Genomic DNA, 19659 nt, shown 5'->3' with positions numbered 1-19659 from the left:
GCTCCCGCCGGGCTTCCGTCCGGCTCCCGCTCGCCCCCGGCGCCGGTCGGCTCGTCGAAGATCCGCCGGAACCCCTGTAACACCGCCGCCCGCCCGACGCATCGATGAAGTGTCAGGGAGGGCGGACCACGGGGGGCAGGGCGCATGCGGTGGATCGGGGCGGGCCGGGAGGCCAAGGACGCGGAGTTCCTGGAGCTCGTCTCCAGCCGGACCGGCCACCTGTACCGCTCGGCCTGTCTGCTGACCAGCGGCGACACCCACTACGCCGAGGACCTCGTGCAGGAGGCCCTCAGCCGGATGTACGTGCTGTGGCGGCGCAGCGCCTTCACCGGGCGCGGCCGGATCGACAACCCGGCGGCCTACACCCACACCGTCATGGTGCGCACCTTCCTCGCCCAGCAGCGCCGCCGTTCCAGCGGCGAGCGTCCGAGCGACGCCCTGCCGGAGCCGGAGGGGCAGGACGTCGACAGCACCCTGCGGCTGACCCTCCTCGACGCGCTCGGCCGGATGCCGCCCAAGGACCGCGCGGTCCTGGTGCTGCGCTACTGGGAGGACCGCAGCGTCGAGGAGACCGCCGAGGCCATGCGGGTCTCCTCCGGCGCCGTCCGCACCCGCACCACCCGGGCCCTGGCCCGGCTGCGCGCGATGCTGGGTGACTCGCTGACCGAGCTCGCCGCCCGCTGAGACCGGCGGCCACCCGGCCACTCGGCCACCCGGCCACCCGGCCGCCCGGCTCTTTCCGCCATCCGTGACACGGCACCTCCCGCAACCAGCGACGCACGCAAGGAGACGGTGAACACCCATGTCCGAACCGGACAAGTTCGAGGACGATCTTCTCTACGCCCTCACCCGTACGGGCGAAGGCTTCCGCACCGAACAGGCAGGCCTGGTCGCGGGCGGCTACCAGCGAGGCCGCCGCCGCTGGCGCCGCCGCTCGACCGCCGCCGTGGTGGGCGGTGCGGCCGCGCTGGCCCTGGTGGGCACCGGCGCGGTGTACCTGGGCGCCCCGGGCGGGAGGGACGCGGGCACGGTGAGCGCGGCCTCCGCCCCGGTGAGCACCGCCGCCACCGCCGCCACCGGCACCACCAGTGCCGCCGCCGCGGCCACCCCGACCGCCGTGAAGTCCGCCGCCCCGACGCCGGTCTCCGGCGACGAGGTGCTGGCCACCTTCCGGGCCCTGCTGCCCAAGGGCGAGACCACCGAGGCCAAGGGCCAAGGCACCGACGACCAGCGGCAGGGCGGCACCTACGCCTCGGCGAGCCTGGTCCTCGACGACGGCCACGGCAGGTCGCTGCTCCAGCTGGGCATCCAGAAGCACTGGCCCAAGCAGACGCAGGCGCCCACCTGCCCGACGGACTTCAAGCTCGCCCGGATCGACTCCTGCGCCGACACCACCCTGCCGGACGGCTCCCGGCTTCTGCTGGAGCAGGGCTACGAGTACTCGGACAACCGGGCCGACACCAAGGAGTGGTCGGCCGTGCTGACCGGCCCGGACGGCCGGAGCATCTCCGTCCACGAGTGGAACGCGCCCAAGGAGAAGGGCGCTCCGGACAGCCGCCCCAACCCGCCGCTCACCCCGGAGCAGCTGAGGGCGGTCGTGACCGACCGGTCCTGGGACCGGATCGTCGCGGCGGTCCAGTACGACGGCGTCAACGAGGACGCGGTCGACCCCCACCTGTCGCTGGCCGACCGGGAGTCCGTCCTGGCCGGGCTGCTGCCCCAGGGAATGAGCGTGACCGGCCGCTCCGGCAACGCGCTCTCGGCCACCTTCCAGCTGGCCCGGGGCCGGGCCGCCGGCGCGCTGATACTGCGGGTGGAGAACTGGGGGGGCGGCGGGAACCCGCTGGGCGAGCGGGCCTTCAAGGACGCGGACACCCTCCCCGACGGGAGCCGGATCCTCGTCAACGGGGACCCGGCGGGCAAGGAGAAGCCGCTGACGGTGAACGTGCTGCGCCCGGACGGCACGGAGGTGCTGGTCTACCAGCTGCCCAACGACAAGCAGACGCCGAACGCCGAGCCGCTGCTCAGCGCGGACCAGGTGAAGGCGATCGCCACCAGCCCCGCCTGGAAGGCGAAGAAGTAGGACATGCGTACGGCGGTGCCCCGGGCTGGGGGAGGCCCGGGGCACCGCCGTGTGGGGGAGGGGTGGGGGTCAGTCCTGCTGGTCCTCGGGGAGGCTGATCACCCAGTGGGTGTCCTGCCGGGGGCGCAGGTAGAACAGCCAGTAGAGGGTGGCGGCGGCGGTGATGCCGCCGGTCCACAGCAGGGGCTCGGTGTCCAGCTTGGTCATCACGTAGACCAGGACGGCGATCAGCACGACCGGGACGGCCGGCCACAGCGGCATCCGCCAGGCGGCGGCGTGCTTGTGGTGGGCGCGGCGGGAGAGCAGTGCGGCGATCGCGACCAGCAGGTACATCCCGGTGACGGCGACGCCGGTGATGTTGCTCAGCAGCTCGCCCTTGACGAAGCAGAGCGCGGCGCCGGGCAGGCCGACCGCCAGGGTGGCGACCCACGGCGAGCCGAACCGGCCGAGAGTGCTGAAGGCCTTGTTGACCGGCTCCGGCCAGGCCTTGTCACGGGCGGAGGCGAACAGCACCCGGGAGTTCTGGATGACCATGACGATGCCGGCGTTGATGATGGCCAGCGCGACGCAGAGGCTGATGAAGGTGCCGACCGCGGAGTTGCTCCAGGCGGTGACCATGCCGGAGATGTCGCCGGAGGACAGGGTCTGGAGGTCGGGGGCGCCCATGGTGATGGCGACGACCGGGACCAGGATGACGGCCGAGGAGATGCCGAGCGTCCACAGCACGGTGCGCGAGACGTTGCGGCGGGGGTTCTCCAGCTCCTCCGACAGGTAGACCGCGGTGGAGAAGCCCTGGGTGATGAACAGGGCGATGCCGAGCGCGCCGACGATGGCGCCCACGCTGACCGTGGTGGTGGCGCCGCCGTCCCCGGCGACCACGCCGTGCAGCAGGCTGGGGGCGTCGCTGTTGGTGTGGGCGAAGCCGAGCACCGAGACCACGCCGGCCGCGATGACCTCCAGGACCAGGAAGATGCCGGTGATCCAGGCGTTGGCGCGCAGGTCGAGCAGGCCGGCCAGGGTGGCGGCCAGCATCACGGCGGCTCCGGTCATGGCCTTGTCCAGGTGCAGGACGGGGGCGAGGTAGTCGGCGGTGCCGAGGGCGATGACCGACGGGACGATCATCACCACGATCAGCGAGAGCACGAAGACCAGCCAGCCCATCAGCCGTCCGGCGAGGGTGCCGACCATCGCGTACTCGCCGCCGGCGCTGGGGATCAGGGTGCCGAGCTCGGAGTAGCAGAAGGCGACCGCGACGCAGAGCACGGTGCCGATCGCGATGGCCAGCGCGGTGGCGCTGCCGATGCTGGAGAACAGTTCCGGCACGATCACGAAGAGCGTCGAGGCGGGGGTGACGCAGGACAGCGTGAGCAGGGTGCCGCCCACGACGCCGATCGAGCGCTTGAGCTGCTGGGGCGCGGCCGCCTCGGCCGCCGTGGCGGCTACGGTCTGTGGCGGACGAAGCGTGTCGGTCATGTGGCTTCCGATCGGCTGTGCGTGCTGGAGTGGGAGCGGTATCGCCTCCGCTGGCTGGTTGCTCGGTGTCCGGTTCCAGTCGCTCCCGAGCCGCAATGGAACCTCGGTCGTATTGATCGCGTCAACGCCGGAACTGCTTCGGAATCCGTTGCGCCAGACGGTATGAACATGCGATCCGATGATCACGTTCGGTCATTGCGAGCTTTGTCCGACTTGTTACCTTGGCCACATTGCAATTGAATCGAAGGTGAACAAGGGGAGAGGTGCGTGATTCAAAGGTGGTGCTCCGAGTGGACGGCGACACGCCCAGGTTCCCCCGAAACGCCCGGCAACTCCCCGGCCGGGTACGGGAACCGCAGCCCCCGGCCGGAAAGTGACAGGTAACGTTTCGGAACCCGGGACGCCGAAGGGGTCGGACTCCACGAGTCCGACCCCTTCGATCACCTTCCGTGACGACCGGCGCGGCTACGCCACCGGCAGCCAGCCCGTCTGGACCATCTGCCCGTGGGTCGCGCGGCGCGACACGTAGACCCCTCGGCCCGGCGGCAGCGCCTGCGGCTTGACCGTCCCCAGCAGCGCGCCCTCGTCCCGGTTGCCGGAGAGGATCACGCCCTGGCCGCCGAGCTCGCGCATCCGCTGCAGCACCGGCTCGTACAGCGAGCGGCCGGCGCCGCCCGCGCTGCGGGCCACGATCACCCGCAGGCCGATGTCACGGGCGAACGGCAGGAACTCGGCCAGCGGGGCCAGCGGGTTGCCCGAGCTCGTCGCGACCAGCTCGTAGTCGTCGACGATCACGAACATGTCCTTGCCGCTGTACCAGCTGCGGTTGCGCAGCTGCTCGGCGGTCACGTCCGGGCCCGGCAGGCGGCGCGAGCAGGCGCCGCGCAGCATGTCCACGATGGCCGCCATGGCCGGCTGCGCGGCCGCGTACTCCACCAGGTACTCCGGCGGCACGGTGCCGAGCAGTGCGCGCCGGTAGTCGCCGACCACGATGCCCGCCTGGTCCGGGGTGTAGCGCTCGGTGATCTGCTTGATCAGCATCCGCAGCATCGCCGACTTCCCGGACTCGGTGTCGCCGAAGACGATGAACAGCGGGTCGGTCTCGAAGTTGACGAAGACCGGCGCCAGCTCCGCCTCGTCCACGCCGAAGGCGACGCCGCGCTCCGGGTGCTCGAAGCCCTTCGGCAGTGAGTGGCCGTCCAGCACGGCCGGCAGCATCCGCACCTGCGGGGCGCGCGGGCCGCTCCAGGCCCCGTCGACGGCGCCGACCAGCCCGGCCACCCCGTTCTGCAGGTCCTCCACCGAGGAGGAGCCGTCCAGGCGCGGCAGGCCGGACAGGAAGTGCAGCCGCTCCGGGGTGATGCCGCGCCCGGCCAGCGGCGGGACGTTCTGCGCCACCCGGCGGTCGACCTCGGACTCCATCGCGTCACCGAGCTTCAGCTCGGTCCGGTTCTGCAGCAGGTCCTTCAGTGCCGGGCGCACCTCGGCGTACCGGGCCGCGGTGATGACCAGGTGCACGCCGTAGCCGAGGCCGCGCTGGGCGATGTCGCCGATCACCGGCTCCAGGCCCTCGAACTCCTGCTTGAAGGTGTTCCAGCCGTCGATCACCAGGAAGACGTCGCCGAAGGCCTCGTCCGGCAGCTGGCCGGCCGCCCGGCGGGCCCGGTAGGTGGCGATGGTGTCGATCCCGGCGACCCGGAACAGCTCCTCGCGCCGGTTGAGCACCCCGTGCACCTCGGAGACCATCCGGCGCACCTTGTCCACGTCCAGGCGCCCGGCCACCCCGCCGACGTGCGGCAGCCCGGCGATCGACTGGAAGCTGCCCGCGCCGAAGTCGAGCAGGTAGAACTGCACCTCCAGCGGGGTGTGGGTGAGGCCGAACGAGGCCACCGTGGTGCGCACCACGGTGGACTTGCCGGAGCGCGGGCCGCCCACGATCAGGCCGTGGCCGGCCGCCCCCGCGTAGTCGACCTCCAGGATGTCCGTCTTCTGCTCGCGCGGCTTGTCCACGATGCCGATCGGCACCCGCAGCCGGCCCACCGGGTAGCCGGGCGCGGTCAGCCCGCGCTCCGGCACGACCTGGAGCGGCGGCAGCAGGTGGTCCATGCTCGGCGCCTCGTCCAGCGGCGGCAGCCACACCTGGTGCGCGGCCGGGCCCTGGCCGGCCATCCGCTGGACGAACACGTCCAGCACGGTGTCCACCAGGGCGTCGTCCTGCTCCGGGACCTGCGGTGCGACCTCCTCCTCCACCGGGTCCGGGAGGTCCACGAAGGCCGCGGTGAACTCCACCGGGCGCGCGTCGACCCGCCGCCCGCCGGTCGACCGCTGCTGCCCCGGCGCCCGGTACGGCCCCGAGACGTAGGCGGCCTTGAACCGGTCCATCACGTCCTCGCCGAACTTGAGGTAGCCGACGCCCGGCACCGGCGGCAGGTGGTAGGCGTCCGGCACGCCGATCGCCGCCCGGGACTCCGCGGCCGAGAAGGTGCGCAGACCGATCCGGTACGACAGATAGGTGTCCAGGCCGCGCAGCTTGCCCTCCTCCAGGCGCTGCGAGGCCAGCAGCAGGTGGACGCCCAGCGAACGGCCGATCCGGCCGATCTGGATGAACATCTCGATGAAGTCGGGCTTGGCGGTGAGGAGTTCGGAGAACTCGTCGATGATCAGCACCAGCGAGGGCAGCGGGTCCAGGGCCGCGCCGGCCGCCCGGGCCCGCTCGTACTCGTGGATGTTGGCGTAGTTGCCCGCCGAGCGCAGCAGCTCCTGGCGGCGGTGCAGCTCGCCCTCGATCGCGTCGCGCATGCGGTCGACCAGGGTGAGCTCGCCCTCCAGGTTGGTGATCACCGCGGAGGTGTGCGGCATGTCCGCCATGCCGGAGAAGGTCGCACCGCCCTTGAAGTCGGCGAGGACGAAGTTCAGGATCTCCGAGGAGTGGGTCATCGCCAGTGCCAGCACCAGCGTGCGCAGCAGCTCCGACTTGCCGGAACCGGTCGCGCCCACGCACAGGCCGTGCGGGCCCATGCCCTCCAGCGCGGCTTCCTTGATGTCCAGGTAGACGTGCTCGCCGTTGGCGCCGACGCCGATCGGCACCCGCATCCGCTCGTGCTGGGCGCGCGGGCGCCAGCTGCGGGCCACGTCGAAGGAGCCCGGGTCGCCGGAGCCCATCATGTCGGTGAAGTCGAGGTTGGACAGCAGCGGCTCGTCGTCGCCGCCGGCCGAGATCCGGTACGGCGCCAACTGCCGTGCCAGCGCCTCGGACTGCCACACCGAGAGCAGGTCGGGCTTGCCGGTGTACGTCGCGCCGGAGGCCGAGCGCAGCACCAGTTCCTCGGCGCCGACCGTCACCATCAGGTGCCCGCTGGGCTCGTCGACCTCGCCCGGCACCACCTCGATGACCGTCACGCCCTGCACGCCCTCCGGGCTCGCCAGCAGCGAGTCGTGCGGCACCCCGGCGCCGTCCATGACGACCACCAGGTGCGGCTGGTCGGACGGCGGCGCCACCTCCCGCACGAAGCGCTGGCGGCCGGCCAGCTCGTCCTGGAGCAGGTACTCCAGGTCGCCCAGGTCGGCGGCGAACAGCCGGCGCGAGCCCGCGCCGTCGGCCTCCTTGCGGTGCTGGTTGTGCGGGAGCCACTTGGTCCACTCCCACTCCTCGGCCGCACCGGGCGCGGCCGCGACCGCGACCATCAGGTCGTCCGGCGAGTGCAGGGTGGTCAGCTGGGCGATCATCGCGCGCACGTTCCCGTACACCGAGTCCGGCTCCCCGCACACCGTGATGTGGTAGAACGCCCGCAGCGAGACCGCCAACGGCAGGTCCTGGAGGGTGCCGTGGGCCTTCAGGAAGGAGTGCATCGCGGCCGCCGCCAGCGGCTCCAGCTCGTCCATCGGCGCGGTCTGCGGCGCCACCAGCGGCGTGGACAGCTGCACCGGCCCGAGGCCCACCCGGATCTGCGCGAAGTCGCCGTCCCCGGTGCGCCGTTCCCACAGCCGCCGGCCGTCCTCGACGATCGACCAGAGCTGGTCCGGCGCCGGGTTCAGGAACAGCAGCGCGCCGCGCTGGCGCTCCGCCGTGCGGCGCACCTGGCGGCGGGTCTGCTGGAGGTACTTCAGGTAGTCGCGCCGTTCGTCGGCCATCGCGGTCGAACCGCCCTTGCGGGCCCGGACGATCTGCGCCAGCACCATGCCGAGCGTCGAGGCGACCATCAGACCGCCCATGATCTTCATCGGGGCGGCGGCCCCCGGCGAGAAGAAGAACACCGCCGAGCCGCCCATGCCCATCATCGGCAGGAGGCTCATCAGCCAGTCCTCGCCGCCCTGCCGGGGCAGTTCGGGCGGGCTCACCAGCTCCACCGGTTCGTCCGGCACGGTGGGCGGGTACGCCCTGGCCGGTCGCTTGACCGTGATCACACCCATGTGTCATCCACCCCGCGGCGTCGATCGATCACTTCGGCATCAGCCCTCACGCGATTGCGTACGGTCCGTACGGGAATCCGGTGGCTGAGGACGCCCCACCCAGCGCAGCCCCCGTACCTTTGCGCAGGCGCCGATCCTAACGGTCGCCCGCGCACCGCCCGCCAGGGCCCGGTACGCACCGGCGGCGGACACGAACCGAACGGGTAGGGTAACGCCGCGCCAACTCGCGGCCCGGTCGGGCCGGTTCCGCAGCAACACCGAGCGCCGCCGTGCCTCGGCACCGTCAACAAGGGGGAGCGCCAAGTGCGTCGAAGGATCGAGGTGGGGGCCCTCATGGGCGAGCGCAGCGAGGGGGACGCATGAGTACCGCCGCGACGGGCTACTGCCGGGTGACCGTCGTCGCCCCGGACCGCCGGATCGACGTCGCCCTGCCCGAGGACGTCCCGCTCGCGGACGTCTACCCCGAGGTGCTGCGCCTGGCCAACCAGAGCCAGCCCGACGGCACCCCCACCGGCTTCCACCTGGTCCGCCGCGACGGCACGGTGCTCGACAGCGGGCTGCCGCTGGCCGCCCAGCAGGTCCGCGACGGCGACCTGCTGGCGCTGCGCCCCTTCGCCGAGTCGCTCCCACCGGCCGTCTACGACGACGTCGCCGACGCGATCGCCAGCGCCGTCGAGGCCGACCGCCGGTTCTGGACCGCCGAGCTGATGCGGGGCTTCGGCCTGATCGGCGCCGGGGTGCTGCTCACCCTGCTGGGCTTCGCGCTCTGGTTCTCCGACCTGCGCCACGACATGCACGGCCTGCCCGGCGTCCTGGCCGGCGTCATCGCCGTCGTGCTCACGGCGTTCGCCGGGGTGCGCGCCCGGGTCTACCAGGACGCCCACGCGGCCGTGGCGCTCGGCCTCGGTGCGCTGCCGCACGCCATGATCGGCGGCAGCGGCGTCATCGCCGTCGCCCACCTGGGCGACGGCCCCGGCCGGCTCCAGTTCCTGGCCGGCTGCGTCACCGTCCTGGTGGTCTCCGTACTGCTGGCCGGCCTGCTGCCGGAGAAGGACGCGGTGTTCGTCGCCGCCGCCCTGGTCTCCACCGCAGGCGCGCTCGCCACCTTCGCGGCCGTCCTGCTCCCGGAGACCCCGGCCGGGCACATCGCCGCCGTCACCGGTGTCGCCGCCGTCGCCGTGGTCGGCTTCCTGCCCAGCCTCTCCGCCCGCTTCGCCCGGTTGCCGGTCGGCTTCAGCGCCCCCGGCCAGACCCGCACCCGCAGCCGGGACTACGACGAGGAGGCCGAGCGCGCCGAGGCCGTCCAGTACGAGCGGATCGCGCACCAGGCCCGCCGCGGCCACGAGGTGCTGGTCGGCCTGGTCGGCGGCTGCGCCGCGGTCGTGGTCGGCGCCTGCGCCGTCCTCGGCTTCACCGACGAGACCTTCCCCGAGCTGCTCGCGCTCGCCCTGGGCCTGACCACCATGCTGCGCGCCCGGCTGTTCCGCTACACCGCGCAGGTGATCAGCCTCACCGTGGCCGGCCTGCTCGGCCTGAGCCTGCTGATCGTGGGGCTCTCCCTGCACACCCCGCAGTTCTTCCTGCGGGCGGCCGGCTCCACCACCGAGCTCGACCTGCGCACGATCTGGCTGACCGCCTCGATCGCCTTCGGTGCCGCGCTGCTCACCGCGATCGCCCTGGTGGTGCCGCGGCTCGGGGTCTCCCCGTTCTGGGGACGCATCCTGGACCTGGTGGACAGCCTCACGCTGATCTCGCTCGTCCCGCTGGCGCTCGCCGTCCTGGACGTCTACCGGCTGGTCCGCGGCGCCACCGGCTGACCCGCGGGCCGCCCGCTGCCGCCCCCGATGCCGCCCTCCCGGCCGCCCGCGGATCCGCCGGACGGTCGGGTGGGGCGGCACTGGTACGCTTGGCCTCCGAGCGCAGCCGTGTGTCCGCAGCCCCTCCGGGGGCCGCAGAGTTCCGGCCGCGTTCGCGACACCGAGTTCTCGATGAGTCCTGTGCTGTCGACCAGGACCGCTCGGTAGACCCCGAAGGAGTTGCAGTGGCTCTCGCCTCTGACGTCAAGAAGCAGATCTTCGCCGAGTTCGGCCAGAAGGAGGGCGACACCGGTTCCCCCGAGGTCCAGGTGGCCATGCTCTCCCGTCGCATCTCGGACCTGACCGAGCACCTCAAGACCCACAAGCACGACCACCACTCGCGTCGTGGCCTGCTGATCCTGGTCGGCCAGCGCCGCCGCCTGCTGCAGTACCTGGCCAAGAAGGACATCGAGCGCTTCCGTACGCTCGTCGACCGCCTGGGCATCCGCCGCGGTGCCGCCGGCGGCGCCCGCTAAGACCGCCGCACGGGGCGGCTCCCCACACCGGGGAGCCGCCCCTCGCGCGTATGCCGCGGCCGTCGAGCCGCGGCGCCCTGAGATAACAACTCGCGCGCACCTCCCCAGGTGGCCGAGGATTGCACCGTAGGGTTGTGGGCATGCCGGGTGATGGCGCACCAGCGCGCCACCCGGGCAGAAGGACCCCAACCCCCCGCGGGACGAAGGCTTCAAACGGAAGCCGCCCGCATCCGAGAGAGCGTCCAGACGCGGACCGCCCTTCCCGGCCCGGCAGCCGTGAGGCGCCGGTCCTCGGTAGTGGCCGTCGGAACCCCCGCAGACCGAGCGGGGCACTCCGGAGGCTTCGATCGAAGACCGGCCCGACTGCCGCCCTCCCTGACGAGGGCCCGGGGCCCACCGCAGGCAGTGCGCGGGGACGCTCTCCCGGAGACGTACGAAAGAGGAGATCTTCCAGGTGGAAGAGAACGTGTTCTACGCCGAGGCCGTGATCGACAACGGTTCCTTCGGCACCCGTACCATCCGCTTCGAGACCGGCCGCCTGGCCCGTCAGGCCGCCGGTTCCGCCGTGGCCTACCTGGACGACGACACCATGGTGCTGTCGGCCACGAGCGCGTCCAAGCAGCCGAAGGAGCACTTCGACTTCTTCCCGCTGACCGTGGACGTCGAGGAGCGGATGTACGCCGCGGGCCGCATCCCCGGCTCGTTCTTCCGTCGCGAGGGCCGGCCCTCCGAGGACGCGATCCTCACCTGCCGCCTGATCGACCGCCCGCTGCGCCCGTCCTTCGTCAAGGGCCTGCGCAACGAGGTCCAGGTCGTCGTCACCGTGATGGCGCTCAACCCCGACCACCTGTACGACGTGGTCGCGATCAACGCCGCCTCCGCGTCCACCCAGCTGGCGGGCCTGCCGTTCTCCGGCCCGATCGGTGGCGTCCGCGTCGCGCTGATCAACGGTCAGTGGGTCGCCTTCCCGACCCACAGCGAGCTGGAGTCGGCCGTCTTCGACATGGTCGTCGCCGGTCGCGTCCTGCCGGACGGCGACGTCGCGATCATGATGGTCGAGGCCGAGGCCACCGACAAGACCATCAAGCTGGTCGAGGGCGGCGCCGAGGCGCCGACCGAGGAGATCGTCGCCGCCGGCCTGGAGGCCGCGAAGCCGTTCATCAAGGTCCTGTGCGCCGCGCAGTCGCAGCTGGCCGCCCAGGCCGCCAAGCCGACCGGCGAGTTCCCGGTCTTCCTGGACTACCAGGACGACGTCCTCGCCGCGCTGACCGCCGCCGTCAAGGACGAGCTCGCCCAGGCCCTGACCATCCCGGGCAAGCAGGAGCGCAACAACGAGCTGGACCGCGTCAAGGCGCTGGCCGCCGAGAAGCTGCTGCCCGAGTTCGAGGGCCGCGAGAAGGAGATCAGCGCCGCCTACAACGCGCTGACCAAGAAGATCGTCCGCGAGCGCGTCATCACGGACAAGGTCCGCATCGACGGCCGCGGCGTCACCGACATCCGCACCCTGGCCGCCGAGGTCGAGGCCATCCCGCGGGTGCACGGCTCGGCCCTGTTCGAGCGCGGCGAGACCCAGATCCTGGGCGTCACCACGCTGAACATGCTGCGCATGGAGCAGCAGCTGGACACGCTCTCCCCGGAGACGCGCCGCCGCTACATGCACAACTACAACTTCCCGCCGTACTCCGTCGGTGAGACCGGCCGCGTGGGCTCGCCCAAGCGCCGCGAGATCGGCCACGGCGCGCTCGCCGAGCGCGCCCTGCTGCCGGTGCTGCCGACCCGCGAGGAGTTCCCGTACGCCATCCGCCAGGTCTCCGAGGCGCTCAGCTCCAACGGCTCCACCTCGATGGGCTCGGTCTGCGCCTCGACCATGTCGCTGCTGAACGCCGGTGTGCCGCTGAAGGCCGCCGTCGCCGGCATCGCCATGGGTCTGATCTCCCAGGAGATCGACGGCGAGACCCACTACGTCACGCTGACCGACATCCTCGGCGCCGAGGACGCGTACGGCGACATGGACTTCAAGGTCGCCGGTACCCGCAACTTCATCACCGCCCTCCAGCTGGACACCAAGCTGAACGGCATCCCGGCGTCGGTGCTCGCCGCCGCGCTGAAGCAGGCCAAGGACGCCCGCCTGCACATCCTCGACGTGATGAACGAGGCCATCGACTCGCCCGACGAGATGTCCCCGAACGCGCCGCGCATCATCACCATCAAGATCCCGGTGGACAAGATCGGTGAGGTCATCGGCCCCAAGGGCAAGATGATCAACCAGATCCAGGAGGACACCGGCGCCGAGATCACGATCGAGGACGACGGCACCATCTACATCGGTGCCGCCGACGGCCCGGCCGCCGAGGCCGCCCGCACCACGATCAACCAGATCGCCAACCCGACCATGCCGGAGGTCGGCGAGCGCTACCTGGGCACCGTGGTCAAGACCACGACGTTCGGCGCGTTCGTGTCGCTGATGCCGGGCAAGGACGGCCTGCTGCACATCTCGCAGATCCGCAAGCTGGCCGGCGGCAAGCGCGTCGAGAACGTCGAGGACGTCCTCGGCGTCGGCGCCAAGGTCCAGGTCGAGATCGCCGAGATCGACCCGCGCGGCAAGCTCTCCCTGATCCCGGTCATCGAGGGCGAGGAGGGCGGCGAGGCCGCTTCCGAGTGAAGCGCCGCTAGCTGACCCCCGCGGCCCGTACGCCTCCCGGCGTGCGGGCCGCACCCCGTTGTCCACGCGTTCGTCCGTACGTGCCCCGGCACGTGCGTTTCCTCTGGAGGTACCCCCCGTGGCGCAGGCCCCGGCGGTAACGCAGCGTCCCGGCACCACCCGGACCCTGCTCAAGGGCGTCGACGGCGCCGGCACGGTGCGCCGCACCGTCCTCCCCGGCGGCCTTCGGGTCGTCACCGAGACCCTGCCCACGGTGCGCTCCGCGACCTTCGGCATCTGGGTCGGCGTCGGCTCGCGGGACGAGACCCCGCAGCTCAACGGCGCCACCCACTACCTGGAGCACCTGCTCTTCAAGGGCACCGAGCGGCGCAGCGCGCTGGACATCTCGGCCGCCCTGGACGCGGTCGGCGGCGAGATGAACGCCTTCACCGCGAAGGAGAACACCTGCTACTACGCCCGGGTCCTGGACACCGACCTGCCGCTGGCCATCGACGTGGTCTGCGACATGCTCACCGGCTCGCTGATCCGGCCCGAGGACGTGGAGGCCGAGCGCGGCGTCATCCTGGAGGAGATGGCGATGGCCGAGGACGACCCGGGCGACGTGGTGCACGACCTGTTCGCCAAGGTGATCTACGGCAGCGGCCCGCTCGGCCGCCCGATCCTCGGCACCCAGGAGACCATCCGGACGCTCACCCGGGACCAGATCGCCGGCTTCTACCGCCGCCGCTACCGGCCCGAGCACCTGGTCGTCGCCGCGGCCGGCAACCTCGACCACCGCAAGGTGGTGAAGCAGGTCGAGCAGGCCTTCGCGCCGGTGCTGGCGGCGTCCACCGCGGCCCCCGCCGAGGCCCGCCGCGGCGTCAAGGCGCTGCGCACGGCCGGCAGGGTCGAGGTGCTCAACCGCTCCACCGAGCAGGCCCACCTGGTGCTGGGCGTGCCCGGGGTGCCGCGGCACGACGAGCGCCGCTGGGCGATGGGCGTGCTCAACGCGGCCCTCGGCGGCGGGATGAGCTCCCGGCTGTTCCAGGAGGTCCGCGAGAAGCGGGGCCTGGCGTACTCGGTCTACTCGTACTCCTCGTCCTACGCGGACAGCGGCCTGTTCGGCATCTACGCCGGCTGCCAGCCCAAGCGGGTCGAGGAGGTGCTGCGGATCTGCCGCGCCGAGCTGGCCAAGGTGGTCGAGGAGGGCATCACCGAGGAGGAGCTGACCCGGGCGATCGGCCAGATCTCCGGTTCCACCGTGCTCGGCATGGAGGACACCGGCTCGCTGATGAACCGGATCGGCAAGGCCGAGCTCAGCTACGGGCACCACCTGTCGGTGGACGAGATGCTGGAGCGGATCGCCGCGGTGACCCTGGAGGACGTCCACGCGGTGGCGCGTGATGTGCTGGGCGCGCACCGGCCGTCGCTCGCCCTGATCGGCCCGGTCAACGACAAGCGGGCCGCCAAGCTCGCCGATCTGCTGGTCTGAGAGGACGTTTCACCATGACGCTGCGTGTCGCCGTGATCGGCGCCAAGGGCAGGATCGGTTCCGAGGCGGTCAAGGCCGTCGAGGCCGCTCCGGACATGGAGCTGGTCGCCGCCCTCGGCCGCGGCTCCGCGCTGGAGGAGCTGACCGCGGCCGGGGCCCAGGTCGCGGTCGAGCTGACCCACCCGGACTCGGTGATGGGCAACCTGGACCACTGCCTGCACCACGGCATCCACGTGGTCACCGGCACCACGGGCTGGACGGACGAGCGGCTCGCCACCGTCCGCGGATGGCTGGAGGAGGCTCCGGAGCTCGGTCTGCTGATCGCCCCGAACTTCTCCATCGGCGCCATCCTCGGCATGAAGTTCTCCCAGATCGCCGCCCGGTACTTCGAGTCGGTCGAGGTGGTCGAGCTGCACCACGACCGCAAGGCCGACGCCCCCAGCGGCACCGCCACCCGCACCGCCCAGCTGATCTCGGCCGCCCGGGCCGAGGCCGGCCGGCCGCCGCAGCAGGACCCGACCACCCACAGCCTGCCCGGCGCGCGCGGCGCCGACGTGGACGGGGTGCCGGTGCACGCGGTGCGGCTGCGCGGACTGCTCGCCCACCAGCAGGTGATGTTCGGCGACACCGGTGAGACGCTCACCATCCGGCACGACTCGCTGCACCACAGCAGCTTCATGCCGGGCATCCTGCTGGGCGCGCGCAAGGTGGTCGAGACGCCGGGGCTGACCTTCGGCCTCGAACACTTCCTGGACCTGTGACAGTGTCGACCCCAGGGAGCGCGTGATGACCTCTCGTACCGGTTTCTTCGTCCTGTCCGGCGTGCTGCTGCTGGTCGCCCTGGTCTGCGTGGGCGAGGGCGTCCAGCTGGTCGCCACCGGCAAGCCGCTCGGCATCGGCATCGGGATCTGCGCCTTCGTGATCCCGGTGGTCGGCGTCTGGTTCCTGCGCCAGACCGTCCGCTTCGGCCGGGACAGCGAGCGGCTGGCCCGCGAGCTGGAGGCCGAGGGCGGCCTTCCGGTGGACGAGCTGAAGCGCAGCAAGGGCGGGCGGATCGACCGGGCCTCGGCCGACGCGGTGTTCGCCCGCCGGCAGGGCGAGGCACAGGACGCGCCGGGCGACTGGCGGGTCTGGTTCCGCCTCGCCGTGGCGTACGCCGACGCCGGCGACACCCCGCGCGCCCGCAAGACCATGCAGCACGCCATCAGGCTGCACAGCACCGAACCCGCAAGGAGTAACGCGTGAGCGACGAACCGACGGCCCCCAGCTTCCGCAGCGACGTGACGGTGGAGCTGGTCCGCAGCGCCGCCGCCGACTCGGACGTCATCTGGGCGGCCCGGGTCTCGACCGCGGGCGAGCAGTCCCTGGAGGCCCTCCAGCAGGACCCGGAGAAGTCCAAGGGCCTGATCAACTTCCTGATGCGCGACCGGCACGGCACGCCCTTCGAGCACAACTCGATGACCTTCTTCATCAGCGCGCCGATCTTCGTGTTCCGGGAGTTCCACCGGCACCGCAGCGGCTGGTCGTACAACGAGGAGTCCGGCCGCTACCGCGAGCTCCAGCCGGTCTTCTACGTCCCGGGCGAGGAGCGCAAGCTGGTCCAGCAGGGCCGCCCCGGCAAGTACGAGTTCCACGAGGGCACGCCGGAGCAGCACCGGACCACCACCGAGGCGATGGAGGCCGCGTACCGCGAGTCCTACGCCCGCTACCAGGAGATGCTGGCCGCCGGGGTGGCCCGCGAGGTGGCCCGCGCGGTCCTGCCGGTGGGCCTGTTCTCCTCGATGTACGCGACCTGCAACTCGCGCTCGCTGATGCACTTCCTGTCGCTGCGCACCCGGCGGGAGAACTCGGCGGTGCCGTCCTTCCCGCAGCGCGAGATCGAGATGGTCGCCGAGCAGATGGAGGAGCAGTGGGCCCGGCTCATGCCGCTCACCCATGCGGCCTTCGAGAAGCACGGCCGAGTCGCCCCCTGACCTGGGACGACAGGCATATGGGCAGAGTGTCTGGCATGTCTGGATTGCGGCTTTTCTAGCCGCTCCCTACATTCGTGAACACGGATTCCGGTGCTGCCTGAACCCCCGAGCGGGCAGCACCGGAATCCCACGTCCGCGCCGCCGACGCGCTCCACCTGTCCGAACACCGGACCGGCATGGGTAACGCCCCACCGCCTACGAGTAGCTTTGGACGCATGGCTCCGACCTCCACCCCCCAGACGCCGTTCGGCCGGGTCCTGACCGCCATGGTCACCCCGTTCACCGCCGACGGCGCGCTCGACCTCGACGGCGCCCAGCGCCTCGCCACGCACCTCGTGGACTCCGGCAACGACGGCCTCGTCGTCAACGGCACCACCGGTGAGTCCCCGACCACCAGCGACGCCGAGAAGGCCCAGCTGGTCCGCGCCGTGGTCGAGGCGGTCGGGGACCGCGCCCACGTGGTGGCCGGTGTCGGCACCAACGACACCCACCACAGCGTGGAGCTCGCCCGGCAGGCGGAGGCGGCCGGGGCGCACGGCCTGCTGGTCGTCACGCCGTACTACAACAAGCCCCCGCAGGAGGGCCTGTACCGGCACTTCACCCAGGTCGCCGACGCCACCGGCCTGCCGGTCATGGCGTACGACATCCCGGGCCGCAGCGGGGTCGCGCTGAGCCACGAGACGCTGGTCCGCCTCGGCGAGCACCCGCGGATCGTCGCCAACAAGGACGCCAAGGGCGACCTCGGCGCCGCGGCCTGGGCGATCGCCCGCGCCGACCTCGCCTGGTACTCCGGCGACGACATCCTCAACCTGCCGCTGCTGTCCGTCGGAGCCGTCGGCGTGGTCAGCGTCGTCGGGCACGTGGTGGCCGGGGACCTGCGGGCGATGATCGAGGCCTTCCTGGCGGGAGATGTGGCCAAGGCCACCGGCATCCACCAGCGCCTGCTCCCGGTGTTCAGCGGTATGTTCCGCACCCAGGGCGTCATCCTCGGCAAGGCCGCGCTGGAGCTCCGGGGACTGCCCGCCGGCCCGCTGCGGCTGCCGCTGGTCGGCGCGACGCCCGAGGAGATCGAGCGATTGAAGCAGGATCTCGCCGCCGGCGGGGTACACCTCTAGCAGACACGGACGTGCGCGCCCCGGCTCGCCGGACCTCCCAGGGTCCGCCGCTGGACCGGATCGACGGCGCGAGAGCACAGACCCAGTAGGAAAACGACACTGAGTACGCACGCCATATGTCTCCAGGGGGAGGACCCCGGGCATATGGCGTGCGTCGTGAGGAGAGTCTTTTGAGCCACCCGCACCCCGAGCTCGGCGCGCCCCCGGCACTGAAGGAGGGCGCCCTCCGCATCACTCCGCTCGGCGGCCTCGGCGAGATCGGCCGCAACATGACGGTCCTCGAGTACGGCGACCGCATCCTGATCGTCGACTGCGGCGTCCTCTTCCCCGAGGACGAGCAGCCCGGCGTCGACCTGATCCTCCCCGACTTCAGCTACATCCGGGACCGCCTCGACAAGGTCGACGGCATCATCCTCACCCACGGGCACGAGGACCACATCGGCGCCGTCCCCTTCCTCCTGCGGGAGAACCCGGACATCCCGCTGATCGGCTCCAAGCTGACCCTGGCGCTGATCGAGGCCAAGCTCGCCGAGCACCGCATCCGCCCGTACGTGCTGGAGGTCAAGGAAGGCGAGCGCGAGCGCATCGGCCCCTTCGACTGCGAGTTCATCGCCGTCAACCACTCCATCCCGGACGCCCTGGCGGTGGCGGTCCGTACCCCCGCCGGCATGGTCGTGGCCACCGGCGACTTCAAGATGGACCAGCTGCCGCTGGACGGCCGTCTGACCGACCTGCCGACCTTCGCCAAGCTGGCGGAGGAGGGCATGGACCTCCTGCTGGTGGACTCCACCAACGCCGAGGTCCCCGGCTTCATCCCGCACGAGCGGGACATCTCGGCGGCGCTGCGCAACGTCTTCGCGAACGCGGAGAAGCGCATCATCGTGGCCTCCTTCGCGAGCCACGTGCACCGCATCCAGCAGGTCCTGGACGCTGCCCACGAGTACAAGCGCAAGGTCGCCTTCGTCGGCCGCTCGATGGTCCGCAACATGGGCATCGCCCGTGACCTCGGCTACCTGAAGGTCCCCGGCAACATGGTCGTGGACGTCAAGCAGCTGGACGACCTGCCGGACAAGGAGGTCGTGCTGATCTGCACCGGTTCGCAGGGCGAGCCGATGGCGGCGCTGTCCCGGATGGCCAACCGCGACCACCAGATCCGCATCGTCGAGGGCGACACCGTCGTCCTGGCCTCCTCGCTCATCCCGGGCAACGAGAACGCCGTCTACCGGGTGATCAACGGCCTGACCCGCTGGGGCGCCAAGGTCGTGCACAAGGGCAACGCCAAGGTGCACGTCTCCGGCCACGCCTCGGCCGGCGAGCTGCTCTACTTCTTCAACATCTGCAAGCCGCGCAACCTGATGCCGGTCCACGGCGAGTGGCGCCACCTGCGCGCGGCCGCCGAGCTGGGCATCGCCACCGGGGTGCCGCGCAACCGCGTGGTCATCGCCGAGGACGGCGTCTGCGTCGACCTGGAGGGCGGCGTCGCCCGGATCGTCGGCAAGGTGCAGGCCGGGTACGTCTACGTGGACGGCTCCTCGGTCGGCGACATCAGCGAGGCCTCGCTCAAGGACCGCAAGATCCTCGGCGAGGAGGGCTTCATCTCGGTCTTCGTCGCGGTCGACTCGACCAACGGCAAGATCGTCGGTGGCCCGACCATCCAGGCCCGCGGCTCCGGCATCGACGACAACGCGTTCGGCCCGGTGGTCGCCAAGCTCCAGGAGGCACTGGACCGCTCGGCGAGCGACGGCGTTCTGGAGCCCCGCCAGGTGCAGCAGCTGGTCCGCCGGACCATCGGCAAGTGGGTCGCGGACAACTACCGCCGCCGGCCGATGATCCTGCCGGTCGTGGTCGAGGTCTGACGCTCGACCGTCACCGGCTGAGGCCGGTTTGACGTGGGGCGACCCGGTGCGTAATGTTCTCCGGGTTGCCCCACGGGACGGCCCCTCGGAAACGGGCTCGAATCTGAATTCGAGAACGACCGGGGAAAACGGCCCGAGAAACTCTGATAGAGTTCGGGGGCGCCGAAAGGCAAAAGCGAATCAAATGAGTGAAACTCCGGAAAACGGAGCGGAAAACATCTGATAAGCTGGAAACACGAAAGAACGAAGCCCGGAGGGTCCGCTGGAAGGCGGTCCGAAGGAAG

13 protein-coding genes are annotated in these 19659 nt (G+C 71.5%); 11 read left to right on the top strand and 2 right to left on the bottom strand.

The features are described 5' to 3' along the window. The first annotated feature begins 144 nt into the window (after positions 1 to 144). Both ACFWP2_RS36980 and ACFWP2_RS36975 read left to right on the top strand, forming a co-directional pair. Positions 145 to 684: a SigE family RNA polymerase sigma factor gene (locus ACFWP2_RS36980; protein WP_380460005.1), complete on the top strand. Its 540-nt coding sequence runs from the start codon at positions 145 to 147 to the stop codon at positions 682 to 684. A gap of 118 nt (positions 685 to 802) precedes the next feature. Then, positions 803 to 2083 carry a hypothetical protein gene (locus ACFWP2_RS36975; RefSeq protein ID WP_380460003.1) on the top strand — a complete coding sequence of 427 codons (1281 nt, stop codon included), beginning with the start codon at positions 803 to 805 and terminating at the stop codon, positions 2081 to 2083. A 69-nt stretch (positions 2084 to 2152) separates the two neighbouring features. Here ACFWP2_RS36975 and ACFWP2_RS36970 read toward each other — a convergent pair whose 3' ends face one another. Both ACFWP2_RS36970 and eccCa read right to left on the bottom strand, forming a co-directional pair. Continuing rightward, positions 2153 to 3556: an APC family permease gene (locus tag ACFWP2_RS36970; RefSeq protein WP_380460001.1), complete on the bottom strand. Its 1404-nt coding sequence runs from the start codon at positions 3554 to 3556 to the stop codon at positions 2153 to 2155. A 465-nt stretch (positions 3557 to 4021) separates the two neighbouring features. Beyond that, a complete protein-coding gene (gene eccCa / locus ACFWP2_RS36965) occupies positions 4022 to 7966 on the bottom strand; it encodes a type VII secretion protein EccCa (RefSeq protein WP_380459999.1) in 3945 nt (1314 codons plus the stop codon). 359 nt (positions 7967 to 8325) lie between these two features. On the opposite strand from eccCa, the gene eccD reads away from it, so the two are divergent. The 9 genes from eccD to ACFWP2_RS36920 all read left to right on the top strand — a co-directional run bounded on the left by eccD (position 8326) and on the right by ACFWP2_RS36920 (position 19375). Continuing rightward, positions 8326 to 9783, top strand: coding sequence for a type VII secretion integral membrane protein EccD (gene eccD, locus ACFWP2_RS36960; protein WP_380459997.1), 1458 nt, complete (start codon positions 8326 to 8328; stop codon positions 9781 to 9783). Positions 9784 to 10007: 224 nt separating this feature from the next. After that, positions 10008 to 10298 (top strand): 30S ribosomal protein S15, encoded by a 291-nt coding sequence (rpsO, locus tag ACFWP2_RS36955; protein ID WP_031072625.1) that lies wholly within the window; start codon positions 10008 to 10010, stop codon positions 10296 to 10298. Positions 10299 to 10752: 454 nt separating this feature from the next. Further along, the gene (locus ACFWP2_RS36950) at positions 10753 to 12960 is read left to right on the top strand and encodes a polyribonucleotide nucleotidyltransferase (RefSeq protein ID WP_380459994.1); all 2208 of its coding nucleotides are present in this window, start codon (positions 10753 to 10755) and stop codon (positions 12958 to 12960) included. A gap of 58 nt (positions 12961 to 13018) precedes the next feature. Further along, a complete protein-coding gene (locus ACFWP2_RS36945) occupies positions 13019 to 14431 on the top strand; it encodes a M16 family metallopeptidase (protein ID WP_380459993.1) in 1413 nt (470 codons plus the stop codon). 14 nt (positions 14432 to 14445) lie between these two features. After that, positions 14446 to 15192 carry a 4-hydroxy-tetrahydrodipicolinate reductase gene (gene dapB, locus ACFWP2_RS36940; RefSeq protein WP_380459991.1) on the top strand — a complete coding sequence of 249 codons (747 nt, stop codon included), beginning with the start codon at positions 14446 to 14448 and terminating at the stop codon, positions 15190 to 15192. 25 nt (positions 15193 to 15217) lie between these two features. Next, the gene (locus ACFWP2_RS36935; protein WP_360354459.1) at positions 15218 to 15676 is read left to right on the top strand and encodes a tetratricopeptide repeat protein; all 459 of its coding nucleotides are present in this window, start codon (positions 15218 to 15220) and stop codon (positions 15674 to 15676) included. Then, on the top strand, positions 15673 to 16404 hold the full coding sequence (gene thyX / locus ACFWP2_RS36930; RefSeq protein ID WP_380459988.1) for an FAD-dependent thymidylate synthase: 732 nt from the start codon (positions 15673 to 15675) through the stop codon (positions 16402 to 16404). Before ACFWP2_RS36935 ends, thyX begins: the two co-directional genes overlap by 4 nt. 215 nt (positions 16405 to 16619) lie before the next feature. Further along, positions 16620 to 17519 carry a 4-hydroxy-tetrahydrodipicolinate synthase gene (gene dapA, locus ACFWP2_RS36925; RefSeq protein ID WP_380459986.1) on the top strand — a complete coding sequence of 300 codons (900 nt, stop codon included), beginning with the start codon at positions 16620 to 16622 and terminating at the stop codon, positions 17517 to 17519. 170 nt (positions 17520 to 17689) lie between these two features. Next, positions 17690 to 19375, top strand: coding sequence for a ribonuclease J (locus ACFWP2_RS36920; RefSeq protein WP_380459984.1), 1686 nt, complete (start codon positions 17690 to 17692; stop codon positions 19373 to 19375). Positions 19376 to 19659 lie beyond the last annotated feature (284 nt).

This window comes from Kitasatospora sp. NPDC058444 (assembly GCF_042721415.1).
GTDB lineage: Bacteria > Actinomycetota > Actinomycetes > Streptomycetales > Streptomycetaceae > Kitasatospora.
The sequence above is the reverse complement of the archived record's forward strand: the minus strand, read 5'-3'. Positions and strand labels throughout refer to the sequence as shown.